The organism is Methylobacterium jeotgali, assembly GCF_022179345.1.
Classification (GTDB): Bacteria; Pseudomonadota; Alphaproteobacteria; order Rhizobiales; family Beijerinckiaceae; genus Methylobacterium; species Methylobacterium jeotgali.
This window is the reverse complement of the sequence record NZ_BPQR01000052.1, coordinates 13,159-30,156: the sequence shown is the minus strand read 5'-3', so window position 1 is coordinate 30,156 and position 16,998 is coordinate 13,159. Positions and strand designations below refer to the sequence as shown.

Annotated in this window: 17 protein-coding genes; 9 read left to right on the top strand and 8 right to left on the bottom strand. The window is 69.8% G+C overall.

The annotated features are described in order from the left end of the window. Window positions 1–33: 33 nt before the first annotated feature. Complete coding sequence (locus MFF04_RS15500) at window positions 34–753, bottom strand: cytochrome c biogenesis CcdA family protein (protein ID WP_238277081.1); 720 nt, start codon at window positions 751–753, stop codon at window positions 34–36. A gap of 119 nt (window positions 754–872) precedes the next feature. On the opposite strand from MFF04_RS15500, the gene MFF04_RS15495 reads away from it, so the two are divergent. The 3 genes from MFF04_RS15495 to MFF04_RS15485 all read left to right on the top strand — a co-directional run bounded on the left by MFF04_RS15495 (window position 873) and on the right by MFF04_RS15485 (window position 4,024). Continuing rightward, a complete protein-coding gene (locus MFF04_RS15495; RefSeq protein ID WP_238277079.1) occupies window positions 873–1,565 on the top strand; it encodes a class I SAM-dependent methyltransferase in 693 nt (230 codons plus the stop codon). A gap of 128 nt (window positions 1,566–1,693) precedes the next feature. Beyond that, on the top strand, window positions 1,694–2,614 hold the full coding sequence (locus MFF04_RS15490) for a LysR family transcriptional regulator (RefSeq protein WP_238277078.1): 921 nt from the start codon (window positions 1,694–1,696) through the stop codon (window positions 2,612–2,614). Window positions 2,615–2,821: 207 nt separating this feature from the next. Continuing rightward, on the top strand, window positions 2,822–4,024 hold the full coding sequence (locus MFF04_RS15485) for an NAD-dependent formate dehydrogenase (protein WP_238277077.1): 1,203 nt from the start codon (window positions 2,822–2,824) through the stop codon (window positions 4,022–4,024). Between the two features lie 73 nt (window positions 4,025–4,097). Here the strand turns inward: MFF04_RS15485 and MFF04_RS15480 are convergent, their stop codons facing one another. After that, the gene (locus tag MFF04_RS15480) at window positions 4,098–4,676 is read right to left on the bottom strand and encodes a DUF2478 domain-containing protein (protein ID WP_238277076.1); all 579 of its coding nucleotides are present in this window, start codon (window positions 4,674–4,676) and stop codon (window positions 4,098–4,100) included. 95 nt (window positions 4,677–4,771) lie between these two features. Next, window positions 4,772–5,104: a winged helix-turn-helix domain-containing protein gene (locus MFF04_RS15475; protein ID WP_238277075.1), complete on the bottom strand. Its 333-nt coding sequence runs from the start codon at window positions 5,102–5,104 to the stop codon at window positions 4,772–4,774. 113 nt (window positions 5,105–5,217) lie between these two features. Here MFF04_RS15475 and MFF04_RS15470 point away from each other — a divergent pair, with 113 nt between their 5' ends. The 4 genes from MFF04_RS15470 to MFF04_RS15455 all read left to right on the top strand — a co-directional run bounded on the left by MFF04_RS15470 (window position 5,218) and on the right by MFF04_RS15455 (window position 7,866). Further along, window positions 5,218–6,285, top strand: a complete 1,068-nt coding sequence (locus tag MFF04_RS15470) for an NAD(P)-dependent alcohol dehydrogenase (RefSeq protein WP_238277074.1) — start codon at window positions 5,218–5,220, stop codon at window positions 6,283–6,285. Window positions 6,286–6,360: 75 nt separating this feature from the next. Next, a complete protein-coding gene (gene modA / locus MFF04_RS15465; protein ID WP_238277072.1) occupies window positions 6,361–7,185 on the top strand; it encodes a molybdate ABC transporter substrate-binding protein in 825 nt (274 codons plus the stop codon). 170 nt (window positions 7,186–7,355) lie between these two features. Continuing rightward, on the top strand, window positions 7,356–7,589 hold the full coding sequence (locus tag MFF04_RS15460; protein WP_238277071.1) for a type II toxin-antitoxin system Phd/YefM family antitoxin: 234 nt from the start codon (window positions 7,356–7,358) through the stop codon (window positions 7,587–7,589). Next, entirely contained in the window at window positions 7,579–7,866 is a 288-nt protein-coding gene (locus tag MFF04_RS15455; protein WP_238277070.1) for a type II toxin-antitoxin system RelE family toxin, read from the top strand. The genes MFF04_RS15460 and MFF04_RS15455 overlap by 11 nt, the downstream gene beginning before the upstream one ends. Before the next feature lie 1,345 nt (window positions 7,867–9,211). Here MFF04_RS15455 and MFF04_RS15450 read toward each other — a convergent pair. The 5 genes from MFF04_RS15450 to MFF04_RS15430 all read right to left on the bottom strand — a co-directional run bounded on the left by MFF04_RS15450 (window position 9,212) and on the right by MFF04_RS15430 (window position 15,010). Beyond that, window positions 9,212–11,269, bottom strand: a complete 2,058-nt coding sequence (locus tag MFF04_RS15450; protein ID WP_050735150.1) for an ATP-binding protein — start codon at window positions 11,267–11,269, stop codon at window positions 9,212–9,214. Further along, entirely contained in the window at window positions 11,266–11,796 is a 531-nt protein-coding gene (locus tag MFF04_RS15445) for a hypothetical protein (RefSeq protein ID WP_050735149.1), read from the bottom strand. The genes MFF04_RS15450 and MFF04_RS15445 overlap by 4 nt, the downstream gene beginning before the upstream one ends. Next, a complete protein-coding gene (locus MFF04_RS15440; protein ID WP_238277069.1) occupies window positions 11,796–13,148 on the bottom strand; it encodes an SIR2 family protein in 1,353 nt (450 codons plus the stop codon). Before MFF04_RS15440 ends, MFF04_RS15445 begins: the two co-directional genes overlap by 1 nt. Before the next feature lie 243 nt (window positions 13,149–13,391). After that, window positions 13,392–14,060 (bottom strand): uracil-DNA glycosylase, encoded by a 669-nt coding sequence (locus MFF04_RS15435; RefSeq protein ID WP_050735148.1) that lies wholly within the window; start codon window positions 14,058–14,060, stop codon window positions 13,392–13,394. Further along, entirely contained in the window at window positions 14,057–15,010 is a 954-nt protein-coding gene (locus tag MFF04_RS15430; RefSeq protein ID WP_238277068.1) for a MazG C-terminal domain-containing protein, read from the bottom strand. The genes MFF04_RS15435 and MFF04_RS15430 overlap by 4 nt, the downstream gene beginning before the upstream one ends. A gap of 404 nt (window positions 15,011–15,414) precedes the next feature. Here MFF04_RS15430 and MFF04_RS15425 point away from each other — a divergent pair, with 404 nt between their 5' ends. Both MFF04_RS15425 and MFF04_RS15420 read left to right on the top strand, forming a co-directional pair. Continuing rightward, a complete protein-coding gene (locus MFF04_RS15425) occupies window positions 15,415–15,942 on the top strand; it encodes a hypothetical protein (RefSeq protein WP_050735146.1) in 528 nt (175 codons plus the stop codon). A gap of 7 nt (window positions 15,943–15,949) precedes the next feature. Beyond that, the gene (locus tag MFF04_RS15420; RefSeq protein ID WP_050735145.1) at window positions 15,950–16,543 is read left to right on the top strand and encodes an Nmad2 family putative nucleotide modification protein; all 594 of its coding nucleotides are present in this window, start codon (window positions 15,950–15,952) and stop codon (window positions 16,541–16,543) included. Window positions 16,544–16,998: the final 455 nt, after the last annotated feature.

Below are 16,998 nucleotides of genomic sequence, written 5' to 3'. Positions count from 1 at the left end.
CGTCCCGGCGTCGTCCGACGCCGGGACGCGCTTTCAAAATCGCGTCGTCAGCGCGGTCAGCCAGTCGGGCGAGGCGTCGACGAGCAGGGTTTCGGCGCGCTTGTCGAGCCCGGTCAGCACCAGGAGGCCCGCCGCGAGAAGCGCCAGGCCGAGCATGGGTTTCAGCACCCGTGCCGAGGCCGCCAGCCGCCCGCGCCAAGCTCCGGCGAGGCGACGCGAGAGCAGCCCGAGCCCGAGGAGCGGCAGGGCCGCGCCGATCCCGAAGGCGAGCATCACCATGGCGACCGCGCCGAGGCTCTCGCCCCGCGCGGCGAGGAGCGACGCTGCCCCGAGGGTCGGCCCGACGCAGGGCGACCAGACGGCGCCGAGGAGCAGCCCGACGCCGAACTGCCCCGCCGCCCCTCCGGTCGCGAGGCCGCCGAAGCGCGTCTCGAAGAAGGCGCCGACGGGGGCCGCCGCACCGGCCAGCCGGCCCTGGAGGGCGGGCACCATCAGCACCAGCCCGATCCCGATGAGGAGCATGGCGCCGGCCATGCGGAAGGGGCCGGCATCGAGGCCCGCCGCGTAGCCGAGGCCCGCCACGAACAGCCCGATGACCGTGAAGGACAGGGCGAGCCCGGCGGCCAGCGCCGCCGGCCCGAGCCGGTGCTCGGAGGCCGCCGCGCCGAGCACCACCGGCAGCAGCGGCAGCACGCAGGGCGAGAGCGTCGAGAGCACGCCGGCCAGCAGCGCGAGGCCGATCGTCCCGATCATCGCGTTCCCGCCCTCCCGTCCCGACCCGAATGCGGGGCGGCAGGCTGCCCCGCCATGCGCCCGGCGTCGACTCCCGCCCCCGCGCGGTCTATCGACCCGGTCTCCGGGACGGAGGCCGCATGGCGCAGGACACCGAACAGGGTCGTGGGGTCCTCGACACCCGCGCGGGGCAGGCGGTCTACGATCCGCGCACGCTGGCGCTCTACGACCTCGTCGTCCTCAAGCTCTCGAACCCGCTGGTCTGGCGCTGCCCGACCCGGCGCATCCTCGCCCTCTACGACCGCCACGCCGGGGCGAGCCATCTCGACGTCGGCGTCGGCACCGGCTGGTATCTCGATCGCTGCCGCTTCCCCGTGCCGGCGCCGCGGGTCGGGCTCATGGACCTCAATCCGCATACGCTCGACGCGGCCGGCGCCCGGATCGCCCGCTACCGGCCCGAGCGCACCACGGTCGACGTGCTGAACGCCGACCCGGGTGCCCTCTCCGGCATCGCGCCCTTCGCCTCGGTCGGTCTTACCTACCTGCTGCACTGCCTGCCCGGCGCGATCCCTGAGAAGGCACGGGCCTTCGACACCGTGATCCCGCTCCTCGAGCCCGGTGGGACGCTCTTCGGCGCGACAATCCTCAGCGAGGGCGTGCCGGTCTCCGCTCCCGCCCGCGCCCTGATGCGGGTCTACAACGCCAAGGGCGTCTTCTCGAATACACGCGACGGGCTCGACGCGCTGCGCGCGGCGCTGGAAGCGCGCTTCCGCGAGGTTGCTGTGGAGACGGTCGGCTGCGTCGCCCTGTTCAGCGCCCGCTACCCGCGCTGAGCGGCGCCCATGCGGCTGCGTCCGGCGCCCCATGCGGGCGCGAGCGGGACGGTTCGGCGATGAGCGATGTATAGGATCGGACATACCGCCAATGGATCGAAGGCAGGCGGCCCGCGGGGGGATCGTCCATGCTGGTGCGCCACCTCTCCTTCTTCGTGACGCTCGCCCGCGAACGGCACTTCGCCCGCGCGGCGGAAGCCTGCAACGTCACCCAGTCGACCCTCTCGGCAGCGCTGCGCAAGCTGGAGGAGGACCTCGGCGTGCCGCTGGTCGCGCGCAATCGGCGCTACGCGGGGCTGACCGTCGAGGGCGAGCACCTGCTGGCCTGGGCGCGCCAGATCCTCACCGACTACGAGGGCCTGCGCGACGACCTCTCGGGCCTGCGCACGGGCCTGCGCGGCACGCTGCGCCTCGGCGTGGTCCCGGCGGCGATGGGGGCGGTGGGCTTCCTGACGACGCGCTTCCGAGAGGCGCACCCGGAGGCCTTCGTCGAGATCCGCTCCCTCTCCTCGCGGGAGATCCAGAAAGGGCTCGACGACTTCGACCTCGAGGCCGGGCTCACCTACCTTGAGAACGAGCCTCTCGACCGGGTGCGGCGGGTGCCGCTCTACCACGAGCGCTACATCCTCGCGATGCGGGCCGACCATCCGCTCGCCGGGCGCCCCCGCGTCTCCTGGCACGAGGCCGCCGCCCATCCCCTGTGCCTCTTGAGCGACGAGATGCAGAACCGGCGCATCCTCGACCGGCTCGCGGCCTCCCTCTCCGTGGTGCTGCGGCCGGCGATCGTCTCGAACTCCTTCCTCGGGGTCTGCGCGCATCTGCGCCAGGGCGGCTACGCCAGCATCGTGCCCCACACCTTCCGCCACCTGTTCGGCGGCACGCAGGACCTGGCGATGCCCGACCTCGTCGATCCGCCCCACGCCCAGGCGGTCGGCCTCGTCCTGTCTGACCGCGATCCGCTCCCGCCGATGGCTTCCGCCCTCTACCGGGCGGTACTCAAGGGCGGCCTGGAGAGCGCCATCGCGGATGCGGTACGGCCGCGCGGCTGATCGACGGCATCGATCAGGTCATTCAGAACTTTCGTTTGAAGGAGGCACAAGAATATCTGAGCTTCCGCCTGCCCGGACGGACCAGGACAAGATGGTCATAATAAAACCGGGCGGGGAAGCGTCCGTAGGCTGGAAGTCTTACAGCTCGAAATCAGATTTCGAGTTCGGGCGGGATCCCCTTTGCCTCGACGACAAAGGGAGTGTGCCATGGCCAAGATCGTTCTCGTCCTCTACGACGATCCCGTCGACGGTTATCCGAAGACCTACGCCCGCGACGACCTGCCCAGGATCGACGGCTACGCGGATGGCCAGACCCTGCCGACCCCGAAGGCCATCGACTTCAAGCCCGGCACGCTGCTCGGCTCCGTCTCCGGCGAGCTCGGCCTGAGGAAGTATCTGGAGAGCCTCGGCCACACCCTCGTCGTCACCGCCTCGAAGGACGGCCCGGACTCGGTGCTGGAGCGCGAACTCCACGACGCCGAGATCGTGATCTCGCAGCCTTTCTGGCCCGCCTACATGACGGCCGAGCGCATCGCGAAGGCCAAGAAGCTCAAGATGATCGTCACCGCGGGCATCGGCTCCGATCACACCGACCTCCAGGCGGCGATCGACAACAACATCACCGTCGCCGAGGTGACGTTCTGCAACTCGATCAGCGTCGCCGAGCACGTGGTGATGATGATCATCAGCCTCGTGCGCAACTACATCCCCTCCTACCAGTGGGTGGTGAAGGGCGGCTGGAACATCGCCGACTGCGTCGCGCGCTCCTACGACGTCGAGGGCATGCATATCGGCACCGTGGCCGCCGGCCGCATCGGTCTGGCCGTCCTGCGCCGCCTTAAGCCCTTCGGCGTGCACCTGCACTACAACGACCGCCACCGGCTGCCGGAGTCGGTGGAGAAGGAGCTCGGCCTCACCTGGCACGCCAAGCGCGAGGACATGTACGGCGCCTGCGACGTGGTCACGCTCAACTGCCCGCTCCACCCGGAGACGGAGCACATGATCAACGACGAGACGCTCAAGCTCTTCAAGCGTGGCGCGTACATCGTCAACACCGCCCGCGGGAAGCTCTGCGACCGCGACGCGATCGTGCGAGCGCTGGAGTCGGGCCAGCTCGCGGGCTACGCCGGCGACGTCTGGTTCCCGCAGCCAGCTCCGGGGAACCATCCGTGGCGGACGATGCCGCATCACGGCATGACGCCCCACATCTCCGGCACCTCGCTCTCGGCGCAGTCCCGCTACGCCGCCGGCACCCGCGAGATCCTGGAGTGCTACTTCGAGGACCGTCCGATCCGCGACGAGTACCTGATCGTCCAGGGCGGCGCGCTCGCCGGCGTCGGCGCCCACTCCTACTCGAAGGGCAACGCGACGGGCGGCTCGGAAGAGGCCGCCAAGTACAAGACGATCTGATCGACCGGCCGGCCCGCGATCCCTCCGGATCGTGGGCCGGTCGCTGTCGCGCCCTCGCCGCTTCGGGACAGCCCTACCCGGCCCGCCTGTGACCGGGCCGCGCCTTCGCCGGGGCGAGCGCCCGCCACCAGTCGTCGAGCGCGGTGGGCTCCGGTCCCGCGAAACGGGACAGGTTGCCGGAGAAGGCGCGCCACTGCGGCGTGAACAGCGGCGACACCGCGGTGAGCACCGGCGTGCCGGTCTCGACCGCCGCGCCGAAGGCGGCGACGAGGCCGGCGCGGGCGGCCTCCAGCTTGCCGAACTTGCTCAGCACCGCGAGGTCGCAGCCGGCGATGATCTGGAGCCGCAGGGCCTCGCAGGCCTCGGCGATCTCCGCCCCCTGGAGCCGGCAGGCGAGCGAGCCCGGCCCGAGGTCCTGATGGATGCGGTAGCGCCGGCCCGTGGCGAGGTCGCGCAGGCAGGTCTCCGCCGAGCCCGCCACGAACTCCTCCACCGCGCCTGCGACGCGAACGCCCTCCGCCCGCCGACGGTCGGCGAAGGCCCGCAGCGCCTCCTGAATGACGGCGTTCGAGGCCCCCTGCAGGGCGAGGATCGGCGGGGCGCCCTCTCCCGCCGGGGCGGCGCCCGCGCCGTCATGGACGCTCTCGCCCATCCGGGAATGGTTCTCCGTGACGGGCGCCTTCTCGCACGGATGACGGGAGGCGGGAACACGCACCGCCGCACCGCCGCCATGCGGGCGGAGGGGCTTCAGGCCGCGCCGTCGAGCCGGGACAGGAAGGGCGCCGCGGCCAGCGCCGCCGCCCGCTCCACGGCGCGGTAATGGGCGACGACGTCGGCGCCGAAGGGCGAGAGCCGGGCCCCGCCCCCCGCCTTGCCGCCGACCTGCGCCTCGACCACGGGCCGCCCGAAGCCGGTGTTCATGGCCTCCACCAGCATCCAGGCGCGGCGATAGGACATGCCCAGCGCCCGTCCCGCCGCGGAGATCGAGCCGTGATGGGCGATCATCTCGAGGAGCTGCACCTTGCCCGGGCCCAGGCGGTTGCCGGACCCGAGATCGACGCGGATGCTGAGGCTCGCCATGGTCTCCGAACGCGTCCCCTACCCCTGGCCTTAGCTATGATGCGCCGTATATAGCGCGGCGAAACGAACCCGTCCCCACCGCGGTCCCCCGCGTCTGAGAGCGAGGCTACCCCATGTTCGAGTGTGTCGGCTACGGCGCCGAGAGCGCCGAGGCGCCGGTCGCCCCCTTCCGCTTCCAGCGCCGCGACCCCGGCCCGAAGGACGTCGAGATCGCGATCACCTATTGCGGCGTCTGCCACTCGGACCTCCACCAGGCCCGCAACGAGTGGCAGAACACCCTCTACCCCTGCGTGCCCGGCCACGAGATCGTCGGGCGCGTCACCCGCGTCGGCGCCGAGGTCACCGGCTTCAAGCCCGGCGACCTCGCCGGCGTCGGCTGCATGGTCGATTCCTGCCGGACATGCGCGAGCTGCCGCGAGGGGCTGGAGCAGTACTGCGAGCCGGGCTTCACCGCGACCTATAACGGCCCCGAGCCGCAGACCGGCGGCCACACCTTCGGCGGCTACTCGAGCCACGTCGTCGTCGACCGGCACTTCGTGCTGCGCATCCCCGAGACCCTCGACCCGGCCGGCGTCGCGCCGCTGCTCTGCGCGGGCATCACCACCTACTCGCCCCTTCGGCACTGGAAGGTCGGGCCGGGCTCGAGGGTCGGCATCGTCGGGCTCGGGGGCTTGGGCCACATGGGCCTCAAGCTCGCCCATGCCATGGGCGCCAGCGTGACGCTGTTCACGACCTCGCCGGGCAAGGAAGCCGACGCCAAGCGCCTCGGCGCCGACGCCGTGGTGATCTCGCGGGACCCCGAGGCCATGGCCGCGCAGGGCGAGCGCTTCGACTTCATCCTCGACACGGTGGCCGGCGAGCACGACATCAACGCCTACCTCGCGCTCCTGAAGCGCGACGGCACCCTCGTGCAGGTCGGCGCGCCGGAGAAGCCCCTGCCGGTGCATGTCTTCAGCGTGATCTGGCGGCGGCGCAACTTCGCGGGCTCCCTCATCGGCGGCATCGCCGAGACCCAGGAGATGCTCGATTTCTGCGGCCAGCACGGCATCACCGCCGACATCGAGATGATCCCGATCCAGGAGATCGAGACCGCCTACACGCGCATGCTCAAGAGCGACGTGAAGTACCGCTTCGTCATCGACATGGCCTCCCTCTCGGACGTCGCGCCGAAGGCCGCCTGAACGGCGGCCCGATCGCGGGCGGCCCGTCGCGGGGCCGTCCGCTCCCTCCCTCCCCACCGAAGGTCAGGTCCCCGCATGCGTCACCTCGCCCGCTCCTTCCTCGTCGTCGCCCTGGTGGCCGGCGCCGGCCTCGCCCAGGCTGCCGCAGGCGTTGCGCACGCCGCCGACAGCGCCACCGTGTTCGCGGCGGCGAGCCTGAAGAACGCCCTCGACAATGCCGGCAAGGCCTTCACCGCGCAGACCGGCGTCGAGATCAAGGCGAGCTACGCCGCTTCCTCGGCGCTCGCCCGCCAGATCGAGTCCGGTGCGCCGGCCGACCTCTTCGCCTCCGCCGATCTCGAGTGGATGGACTACCTCGCCCAGCGCAAGCTGATCCGCCCGGACACGCGGGTGAACCTGTTGCGCAACCGCCTCGTGGTGGTGACGGGCAAGGATTCGAAGGTCGCGGACGTGCCCTTCACCCAGGACGGGTTCGCCAAGGCGCTCGGCGCCGACGGGCGTCTCGCCACCGGTGAGGTCAACTCGGTGCCGATCGGCAAGTACGCCAAGACCGCCTTCGAGACGCTCGGCCTCTGGGCCGGCATCCAGCCGCGGCTGGCCCAGGCCGACAACGTGCGCGCGGCGCTGGCGCTGGTCTCACGCGGCGAGGCGCCGCTCGGTGTCGTCTACGAGAGCGACGCCCGCTCCGATCCCGGCGTCAAGGTCGTCGGCATCTTCCCCGAGGGCAGCCACCCGCCGGTGGTCTACCCCTTCGCGGTGACGGCCGACGCCAAGGGCGAGGGCGGCAAGCGCTTCCTCGATTTCCTGAAGACCCCGGCCGCCAAGCCCTTCTTCGAGGCCCAGGGTTTCGGCGTCATCGCCGCCGGCGAGGCCGCGACGCCCGCGCCCGTCGCGCGCTGAGACAGGAAAGCCGCGGCCGGTCCTCCAGGGCCGGTCGCGGCTGCGCATCCACCGCCTCGCCAATCGATGACATCGACCGAATTCGAGGCTAGATACGGTACCGATCAAGGCTTCGTTTGGAGGCCCGAAACAGGTCCGAGGTAGGGATGCAGGCCCCTCTCCAAAGCGTCATGGCTGATGTCGCCGTCAGCGTGTCGGAGCTGAAGAAGAGTCCGACCTCGGTGATGAACCGAGCGGGCGGCGCGCCGGTCGCGGTGCTGAACCACAACCGGGTCATGGGCTACATGGTCCCGCCAGCGGTGTTCGAGGCACTGATGGAGGCGGTGGACGATGCGGAGCTCGCCCGCATCGTCGCTGCCCGCGCCGACGAGGAGCCCGTGCTGGTCTCCCTGGATGCCCTATGAGCTGCGGTTCCTGCCCTCGGCCCTGAAGGAATGGGAGAAGCTCGGCGCCACGGTCCGGGGGCAGTTCAAAAAGAAGCTCGCGGAGCGCTTGGACAGTCCAAGGGTCGAGGCGGACAAGCTCCGCGCAGCCGATCTCAAGGATTGCTACAAGATCAAGCTGCGCGCGGCGGGCTATCGGCTGGTCTATCGCGTCGACGATCAGGCCGTCACCGTCACGGTGATCGCGGCGGGCAGGCGCGAGCGCGGCCTCGCCTACGAGACCGCGCGGAAACGATAGCGTCCCTGTCATTTCTCGGCAAAGCTTGTCCTGATTTGAGGAATCCCCACAGGGAGTGCTCTCAAATGAGCTTGGCCTAAAGCACACGGAACTCTGTCCATACAGATCCGTGCTTACAGAGAAGTTTGACCTTGTTCGCGAACGGCCCCTCACGTCCGCTCAGCTTCGCGTTTCCGTGTTCTCGACCGACTGCGGCTTCCGCGATGGCTCGGAGGATAACAAATTGCCCTCGTCTCACCGTCTCACCGTCTCACCGTCTCACCGTCACGGTTTTTCGGATTGAGGCGGCAGTACCACAGCCTGGTTCCGGAAAAGAATCTGCGCAGCACAGTCCGCAGCAGATCCGACAACCCGCCTTGGTGCACGCTAACATGAGAATTTGTCTTGATTTCTGTTACCTCTGGAGGGGCGGTCTCATTTAAGTTTATCCCGATTTGTAGGGAACGTGATCCGCCTCGCTCCCTAGACCCGACATGCCCAGGCGCGGATGCCTGGTCCAACCCTTGGAAACAGAGGCCGGCATCAAACCCGATGCCGGCTCGATCATAGGGCCGATGGGTCCAGACCGCGTCCTTAGCGTGATCTGCGGACCGGACCATGCCCTTCGGGTTGCCGTACTTTCTTTTCGGAATGGCCGCGAGGACACCACCGGCCCCCAACGCCGGGGGGCATCCGGTCGAGCGCCCTGATCGTTCAGGTCCGAGGAGGCGCCCTGGCGGTCGGCTCGGCTGGCTTCGCCGATACCGTCGCTGCGGTCCTCACGTGTTCGGATCGGCCGCTCCACGATGATCTGGACGGCGGCCCGGCATGCACGAGGAAGCCGCCTCGGGACGAGGCGAGCCGGACGGCTGGGACAGCCGAGGCAGACTATCATGAAAGCGTGTCCCGATTTACGGCCCTGCCAATGGTACGCACTCAAGAGAGCTTATCCCGATTGTCAGGGAAGCCTGTCCTCACGCCCGGGATGTGCTTGAAGCCGGTGGCCTCCGCAGAGGGGGTGGCCTCCGCAGAGGGGCGCCCGTGACCGCGCCGCCCCTCTGCGGACATGATGATTCCCGTGTTGGGCCTGAGCCAGGACCGCTGGCCGGGACGAAACCTTTTCGGTTTCGCGGCCTGATCGGGCATCCACTCCCCGGAATTGCCGCGCGCAGGAATGCTCTCCGCTTTCGACGGGCAGGGCGACACCCACGTCGGACGGGGTCTGCGGAGAGCGGGGAGCGTTTGCGAGGCGGTCGTCGAGCTCCCTGCCCTCTTCCTTCGTCGAGGTCACGAAATCGGGGACCGCGGGTCGAAACACCGGTCCTGGGCGGGCACAGCCCCGACGCCGTCGGTCATCGAGGCCGTCTCAGCTCGCCGCGCTCAGGTCCCTTGCCCTCCTGAGCACGCCGACCATGGCTGGTTCGATGTCCGTCGAGCGAGTGACCGAGGCACCCCCGCCGGGAACAAGATCCAGGTCGTGGCGGCGACCGAGCGCCGTGGGCTCGCTCATGAGGCGCCGGCACAGCAATTCCGCCAACGACGGATCCTCGACGGCACAGACGATCTGCCGGCCCGACCGCTGCAGGGCCGACAGGACCTCGACCAAGTGCAAGGCCCGGAAATCATCGATGTGCTGGACCGGGTCGTCGAGCATGAGCGTCCGCCAATTGCACCATGGCCGGGACAGGTGAACGGAGAGGAGGAAGGCCAGCCCGGCCGCACGCCTCTGCCCGCTGCTGAACACGAATTGCGGGTTCAAGCCGTTGCCGACCCGCAGGCTCAGGAAACGCCTGACGTCGCCGCGTATGCCGTAATCGATGGTCCGCCACTCGGAATGCGGGCGAAGCCGCTGGTACAGCTCGTTCAGCAGCGGGCTGATAACCGCCAGGCGCTCGTCGATGATCTCGGCATTCGTCCTGCGGACCGTACGATCCAGCGTCCGGGCGGTCGTCACCGCAGCGTGGGCGCGCGCGAGCCGGTCGCTCGCGTCGTCGGCCTCTGCCCGAAGCGCTTCGAGGCGCGCTTCGAGCTCCGTTACGCGTTCCACCGCCTGCGAAGCTTCCAAGGTGAGGATGCTCCGTTCCAGGTCGATCAACCGACTCCTTTCGGCCTCCACCACCTCCTCCAGGGCCTCTGGGTCGTAGGCCAGCTCTCCATCCAGGGAACGTCGCACGAGCTCGGCCGAAAGCGCCTCTTCCCGGGCTTCCAGCTCGGCTTGGGCGGACGCGAGGCGATGGACGACCGTCTCGGCCTGCTTCAGGATCTCGCCGGCATCCTCGACCCGGGTTCGGGCCGCCGCGACCTCGCCTCGCGCCTCCGGCACTGCCGACCGCCGGGCGGCGAGGCGCTGGCGCGCGGATGCGAGCCCCGTCTCGAACTCGGGGGCGCCCTGCGGCGCGCGGCATAGCGGGCAACGGTCGTCATGCAGGCCGATCCGGCTGCCGTGATCGACCAGGATCGCGAGCGACGCGGCGAGGCCGTCGCTTTCCTGTTCACGGTCCAGGCGCGCCTCGGCGGCCTGCAGCTGGCGGCGGGCTTCCTGGACCGCGACCTCGGCTTCGGCCACCGCCACCGCGTCCCGGCCTGCGCTGTCGCCGTGTCGCGCGACCGTGTCGCGCAATGCGGCCACCGCGCGAGCCTCGTCGGCGACCCATCCCATCTCGCCGAGGTTCGAACGGCGCCTGGCCAGCGTCTTCCGAGCTGCCGCGACCCGAGCTCCCAGGTCGGGGCCGGCCCCAGGCGTAAGCTCGTCCAGGGTGGCAAGGACGGCCGCGACGTCCCCGGCCTGCAGGGCGACGTCCCGGATCTGCTCCAAGTCGGTCAGCGCCGCGGTCAGACGTGCGCGCGCCTCCTCATAGGCCTGCGCGGCGGCATTGTGTACGGCCTCGGCGGAGGACAGGGCCTCGCGAGCCTTGGCGGCGTAATCCGGACCCTCGATGGCGCCCAGCGCCGCGCGCACGAACTCGAACCGTTGCGTTTCCGTCAGGTCGAGGCTGAGCGCAGCGATCCATTCGTCGCGAATGATGGATGTCCTGCAGACCTGCTGGAGGGCCCGCTCGGGCTGCGCGCCCGGAACGCAGAGCATCGCCTCGATGCGTGCCGCGTCCCGGTCGGCGCCGGTCTCGCGCGAGCGCGTCACTGCGAAGCCGCTCCCGTCATCGGCGCGGAATCCCACGGTGACGAAGTGCGCCTCCGGGTGGCCTTCGCCGCGCCACCAGACGTAGTCGTCGAGGCTTTCCTTCGCCGCCTTGTCGACGAGGTACTTGTCGATTTGGCCGGTGAGGGCGAACTCGACCGCGTCGCACAGCGTGCTCTTCCCGACGCCGTTGCGTCCGCAGATCACGGTGAAGCCAGTGCCGAAATCGACCCGCTGGCGCTCCAGGAAGCCCCGGAAGCCGCACAGTTCGAGGTAGTCGAGCCTCATGGCGCATCCACCAGGATGCGCGCCACCTCGGAAGCGCTCGCCGCGCCCAGGAACGCGGCCACAGCGTCGTCCGGCAGGTCGCTCAAGCGCGCCCGCAGACGGGCCCGGTAATCGGCCCCGCCGATCTCGGGTGCGCTGAGGACCGGCAGGAGGGGCAACAACGTTCTTCGCAAATCGGCCACCGTGCGCAAGTCGCCGCGCGCGATCTTGCGGGTCATGGAGAAGTCCTCCTCGATCCGCTCGATCCGCCGCGCGAGGGCCGGTTCGGAGCCGCAAGCCAGGAACAAGGCGTAAACGTTCCAGGCCTTTGTGCCTGCAGAGCGCAACGAGGCCGCATGCCGGCCGAGCGTGGCCTGCTGGATTTGCTGCCAATCGGCGAGCAGGCTCTCGCCGCTCGCGAAGACGTGCAGGAATCCGACGACCGCCGCGTTCTCGAAGCAGACGACCGGCACGCTGCCGCCCGGCCAGGTCCAAGTCTCATAGCCTGCCGACCGGAGGAGCACCTCGGATTGAGTCGCTATGTCCATCACACGTCGAGCTCCCTGCGGGCGGCGGGAAGGTCGAGCCATGCCGCGGAGGCGCTCGGCCGGATTATGTCGCCCGGTCGCCCTTCCCGAACGACGTTCAACGGCAGGCCGACGTCGGTGGCTCCGGCGCAGACCACGATGTCGGCGACCTCGAACGGCGTCTCCCTGAACCGGTCCTGCACCGTCTGGAGCAGCATGCCCGAACCGTTCACGACCCTGATCCGGCGGCCCGCGAGATCATAGCCGACGGGGGTCTGGCTGGCACCGGCACGCCGCAGCAACAGGTGCGCGTAGCCCAGGACCTCGGACGGCCCCGGGTTCCGCAAGGTCGCCGCGGCGGTGGCCGGCACGCCCTCGGCGTCCCGTCGAAGGTCGTAGAGTTCCTCGCTGCCCAGGTCGGGCGGATCGAGCCAGCCCGCCTCACACTCCGCTCCGAGCTCGCTCTCCAACGCGGCGCGCCCGGCGTGCAGGACCTTGCGTAGGTACGCCTGGGAAAACGCCCTCCGGAGTTCGTCTAGGACTTCGGCCCCCGAACGCTGAACATGCGTGAACCGGACGTTCTCCGAATTGGCCAGGGTCCAGAGTTCGGGCGCCTTGGCCTGCAGGACGTCCTCGGGCGCCAAATCGACCAGCGTCACCGACAGCGGCGCGACGCCCGTCAATGCCTCGGCGAGAACGGTGTTGAGATAGGACCAATCCGACCAGAAGCCGACGACGAGCAGGTCGCTCTCGCGGAGGTGGTGGGCCATCCACGTCTTCGTCTTCTCGATGCGCGCGGCGATCACCCGGTCCTCGGTGAGCTGTGAGGCCGTCCAGACCGTGGCGCGCCGCTCGCGGACGGAGCAGCCATGAAACTTGAGCAGGGGCGCGTGCTTGCGGGCCTGGACCTTTGCCTCGTCGCCGTCGAGGGAGGCGAGGAGATCGAACCCGTATTCCTGCGCGCGGCGCTCGATCAGGGTGTCGTAATTCGCCGACACGACACCGGCGGCCAAGCGCGTGATCAGGAAGTCCGCCACCGCGGCGTGCCCGACGTTGGGCGGCCGGACGAAATCCTCCCAGGGCACGAGAGCGTCGATGAAGACCGACCCGAGCATGTCCTCCTTGGCGAAGATCTCCGCCAGGGACTCCAGGTCGCCGCGCAGTTCCTGCGGGCACTCCGGATCGATGCTCATGACATAGCGGTCGTAGCACCTGGCGGCCACGGTCCAGGCCGACGGCAGGGAACTCGGCGGCGCCATCGACAGGCCGGCGCCGCAGAGGAGGACGAGGCGCCCGGCTTCCATGGAGGCGAGCAATCGCGCACGAACCGCCGCGTCCAAACCGCCCCCCTTCGTCCGCCGGATCTTCGCCAAGGCGATAGACCGGAGGCACGCCTAAGGTAAAGCAAGGTGATCCGGCTTCCCGTTGCCCGCCCCGAGGGTTCACCGGTGCGTCGCACCCTGGAAGTCTCGCCGGCATAGGTGCGCGTGGCCGCCGGGGCGATGGGAAGGTTCGAGGCGTCTCATCCCGGGCCAGCATACGAACACGTGCTGGTGCGTCATGCCTGACTTGGAGGCCCGCCAGACCAACGTCGGGAAGATCCGGCTGCGGTTTCCTTACGGCAGCGTGAGTTGCACCGCGTGCGGAGCTTTGGCGGGTAGGCCGTACAACTCGCCCATCCGAGCGACGAACTCGGTCTGACCTCCGTAGCTGGGATGCCGGACCCGCTCGGCCGCCATACCCAAGTCCGCCAACGCCGCCTCGGCATCCCTCCCGATGGCGACCAGGACCCGGGGCCGCAATTCCGACACCAGCCATTCGAGGAGGTGGCGGGACGCCTGCCGTTCCCGACGGGTGTGGCAGCGATTGGACAGCGGGTCGCCCGACGCGTGCGGATGGAGCGGGAAGACGTTCCAGAGGAAGATCGGACGTCGCAGGTCCCGGAGAACCTGCCAGATCACCGTCGCCGTGCGCTCGGTCATCGCGGGGCCGCGGGTTGCCCGCGCCAGCGGCAATTGACCGTAGAGGCCGGCATGGGCGGAGAGGTGGGCCTCGTCCGTGAGCGCCAGGCCCGTGCGCCGCCCGCCACGGTACCCGAGGTCGCGCGCGATCCAGATCGAGTCGACGCCTCCGGCGAGGGCCGCCTCCAGCACGAGGCGCAGGTTCTCACGCCGGACCTGGGGCGCACCGACGCCGTCGTGGTCCGGGCAGGCCTCGGCGTAGGGGTTGAAGGTGTCGCTGAAGCGAAGCGCCGCGAGGGCCTCGATGAAGGCGCCAGGTGTCATGTCGGCAGGTCCTCGACCAGCATCTTCCGCCCGACCAGATCGAGCCGAAGGCGCCCGCGGCGCTTCTCCCGCAAGAAACGAAACGCTTCGTTACCGGCGAGGATGGCCTCTTCCCAAAGCCAGAGCGGGCAGGCCTCGACCTCGTAGCCGCGCACGAATTGCCTCACCGATTTCAGGAAGGCGAAGCCCAGGTCGCCCGGGCGCTGTCCTTCGAAGAAGCCGAGCTGCTTCGCCTCACCGAAGACGAACGTCGCCACGCCCTCCTCGATCAGGATCGCGCGCGCTCCGTCCTGCCCCTCGTCGACGCGGGCCTCGCTTTTCCTCTTCAGGCGGAACAGCGCGCGCGTCACCGGCGACCAGCCGAGGACGGCGGCGTAGGCATAGTGGAAGGCGTCGTGGAACCGGTAATCGTCCGGCTTCATGATGTTGTCGGTCAGGCGGTCGCCGATGAAGATGCCGTTGCATCGCTGCACGACGTACCGCCTGTCGTTCCCGCCGGTGCGCTCGAAGATGTCGATGGTCAACGCGCGGGGTAGGCGCTCTTCGTCCGGGAACGCCTCGTCGAACAGCGGCGGGGCGACGCGCGTCGCCGGCCAACGGTCCTCGGCCTTCGCGAGGTTGCGCATGGCGGCCTGCTCCAGGGTGACGCCGGCCTCGTTCGCGGCCGCGACGAGAAGGCCGAACACTGCGGAGAGACGCTCCAGGAGGTCCGGGCTTCCCGCGAGGTCGCCCCGCGCCCCCAGCGCGGCCAGCCGGCCGACGGCCCCGGCCAGCTGTAGCAGGGTGTGCTCGAAGGCGACGGTCGGGACGTGCAAAGGCAAGGCACGCTGCGGCTGCACGTCCGCGAAGGTCGGCTCGGGTCCCCCGGCGAGGTCCCGGCCGGCGAGATCCCCCAAGCGCAGCCCGGCGTGATCGGCGATCACCGCCAGGTACCAGAGCGCGTCGCCCATCTCCTCGACGACGCTCGCCTCGTAGCCGAGATAGGACCGCGCGTCGCGCTGCTTCTTCTTGGTCTCGCTCAGCAGGCTGCCCGTCTCGCCGAAGAGGCCGAGCACGGCCAGGTCGAGGCCGGTGCCCTTCCCTCGCGTCCGGTCCGTCCGGACCGCCCCGGCTTGATAACCGTTCAGGCTAAGCGGCGCCGTATCCATGTCCCCTCCCCGCTCCAGGTTGGCCTATCCTCAGGTTGCCATCGTCGGACCTTTCCGGCGCTCAGTCCAGGGTGCCGGTGCCCACCCGCGCCGCCGCGGACGGACCCTTGCCATACCGACCGCGGCTGACCACCTAAGCTTTACTGAGCCAGGCTCCCGGGCGTAATGCGCGACGGAAGGACCTGGGCACCGGGGAGAAGCCGCACATGCCGAAGGTTTGCGTGCTCGGTCCTGTCGACGACGAGGAACGCACGGCCCTGCTCAAGCTCTTGGCCGAGGCGGGCTGCGATGTCGTGGACGAGGAGGTCGCCGCCGTCGAGCCCGGCGAAGGGGAGGACGACGAGGGGGAAGACGGCGAGCACGTCGAGGATCCCGTTGCGCCGGAAGACGACGAGCCCGCACCCGCGGATGACGAGGCCCCCGCCGGTCACGCCGAGACGCCGGACGAGGACTTGGGGGTGATCGTGCTGTCTCCCGATTGCCTCGCGGACGAGGAGCTGGGGCGCGTGATGCAGCGGGCCGCCGCCCAGGGTCGTCGCGTGATCGGGATCTGGCCTCCTGGAACCCAGGACGAGACGCTGCCGCGCGCGTTCGAGGATTACGGCGGGGATACCGTCCCCTGGGATGCGGGCAGCCTGCGGGGCGCCCTACCGCGGAGGAACGCGAAGCCCGAGTGGTTGAAGCCCGACGCCCAGCCGCGGGCGGAGCGCCAGACCAAGCGGAACAAGTGCTGAGGCCGGCGTGCGCGTCCACTCCTACGTGATCGACCACGACCTCGGGTTCGCGCCCAATCCGTTCCACCGGGTGTGCACGCTGAGCGCGTGCAAACCGCTGATCCGGCAGCACGCGAGCGTCGGGGACTTCGTGGTCGGGACCGGCTCGATCCCGAACGGGATCAAGGACCGTGTCGTCTACTGGATGCGGGTCGACGAGATCCTCACCTTCGACCGGTACTGGGACGACGCTCGCTTCGGCGCCAAGCGACCGGTGATGTCCGGCAGCCGCATGCAGATCTACGGCGACAACATCTATCGCCGCTCGGCCGACGGCACCTTCGTCCAGGCCGATTCCTTCCATAGCGAGCCCGGGGGCGTCACCAGCCTGCCGAACCTGGTGCGCGACACCGGTCGGACGGACCGGGTGCTTCTCGGGCGCGAATACGCCTACTGGGGCGGTTCGGGCCCGCTGGTCCCCCAGGAACTGAGCGATCTCGTGCACAGCACGCAGGGCCATCGAAACCAGTTCACGCCCGAGCGGGTGAGCGCCTTCGTGACATGGCTCCGCGGCATGCCGGGCCGCGGCTTGCTGGGTCGGCCGGCGAACTGGCCAGCCTGAGAGCCGAGCGCCCCGGCGGCCCCACCGCCGGCGAACCCGGCCACGAGGCCATGGGCGTGACCCGCTACGAGGTGGCCTCGCCCCGGTCCTTCGGCGACATCGACGCCGCGCGCCGGCTGCCCCCGACGGGCGGCTAGGAAGGCGGCGCTTGCCGGAATGAGCCTGGCTCAGAAGCCTCTACCGCCGACTTGTCCCGTGCGATGCCAAGGGGCTTTCGAGTAGGGGTGACGGGCGGCGACCTTTCATCCGAGCCGGTCGGAAGTCCGGGCGGACAGCCGCTCGTGGCCATGGATCTGGCCTCGATCCGTCGAGCCACGGTGGCGGGACGCGAGCCGAGACCAGGCGTTCCCAAAGGCGTTGAATGGCGGCGGCACACATCGGGTTACGTCGTCCCGCCGCGTGCGCGCCGTCTCACTCGGTCCGTGGCAACCTCGGTGATGCCGATCCTTGCGCGC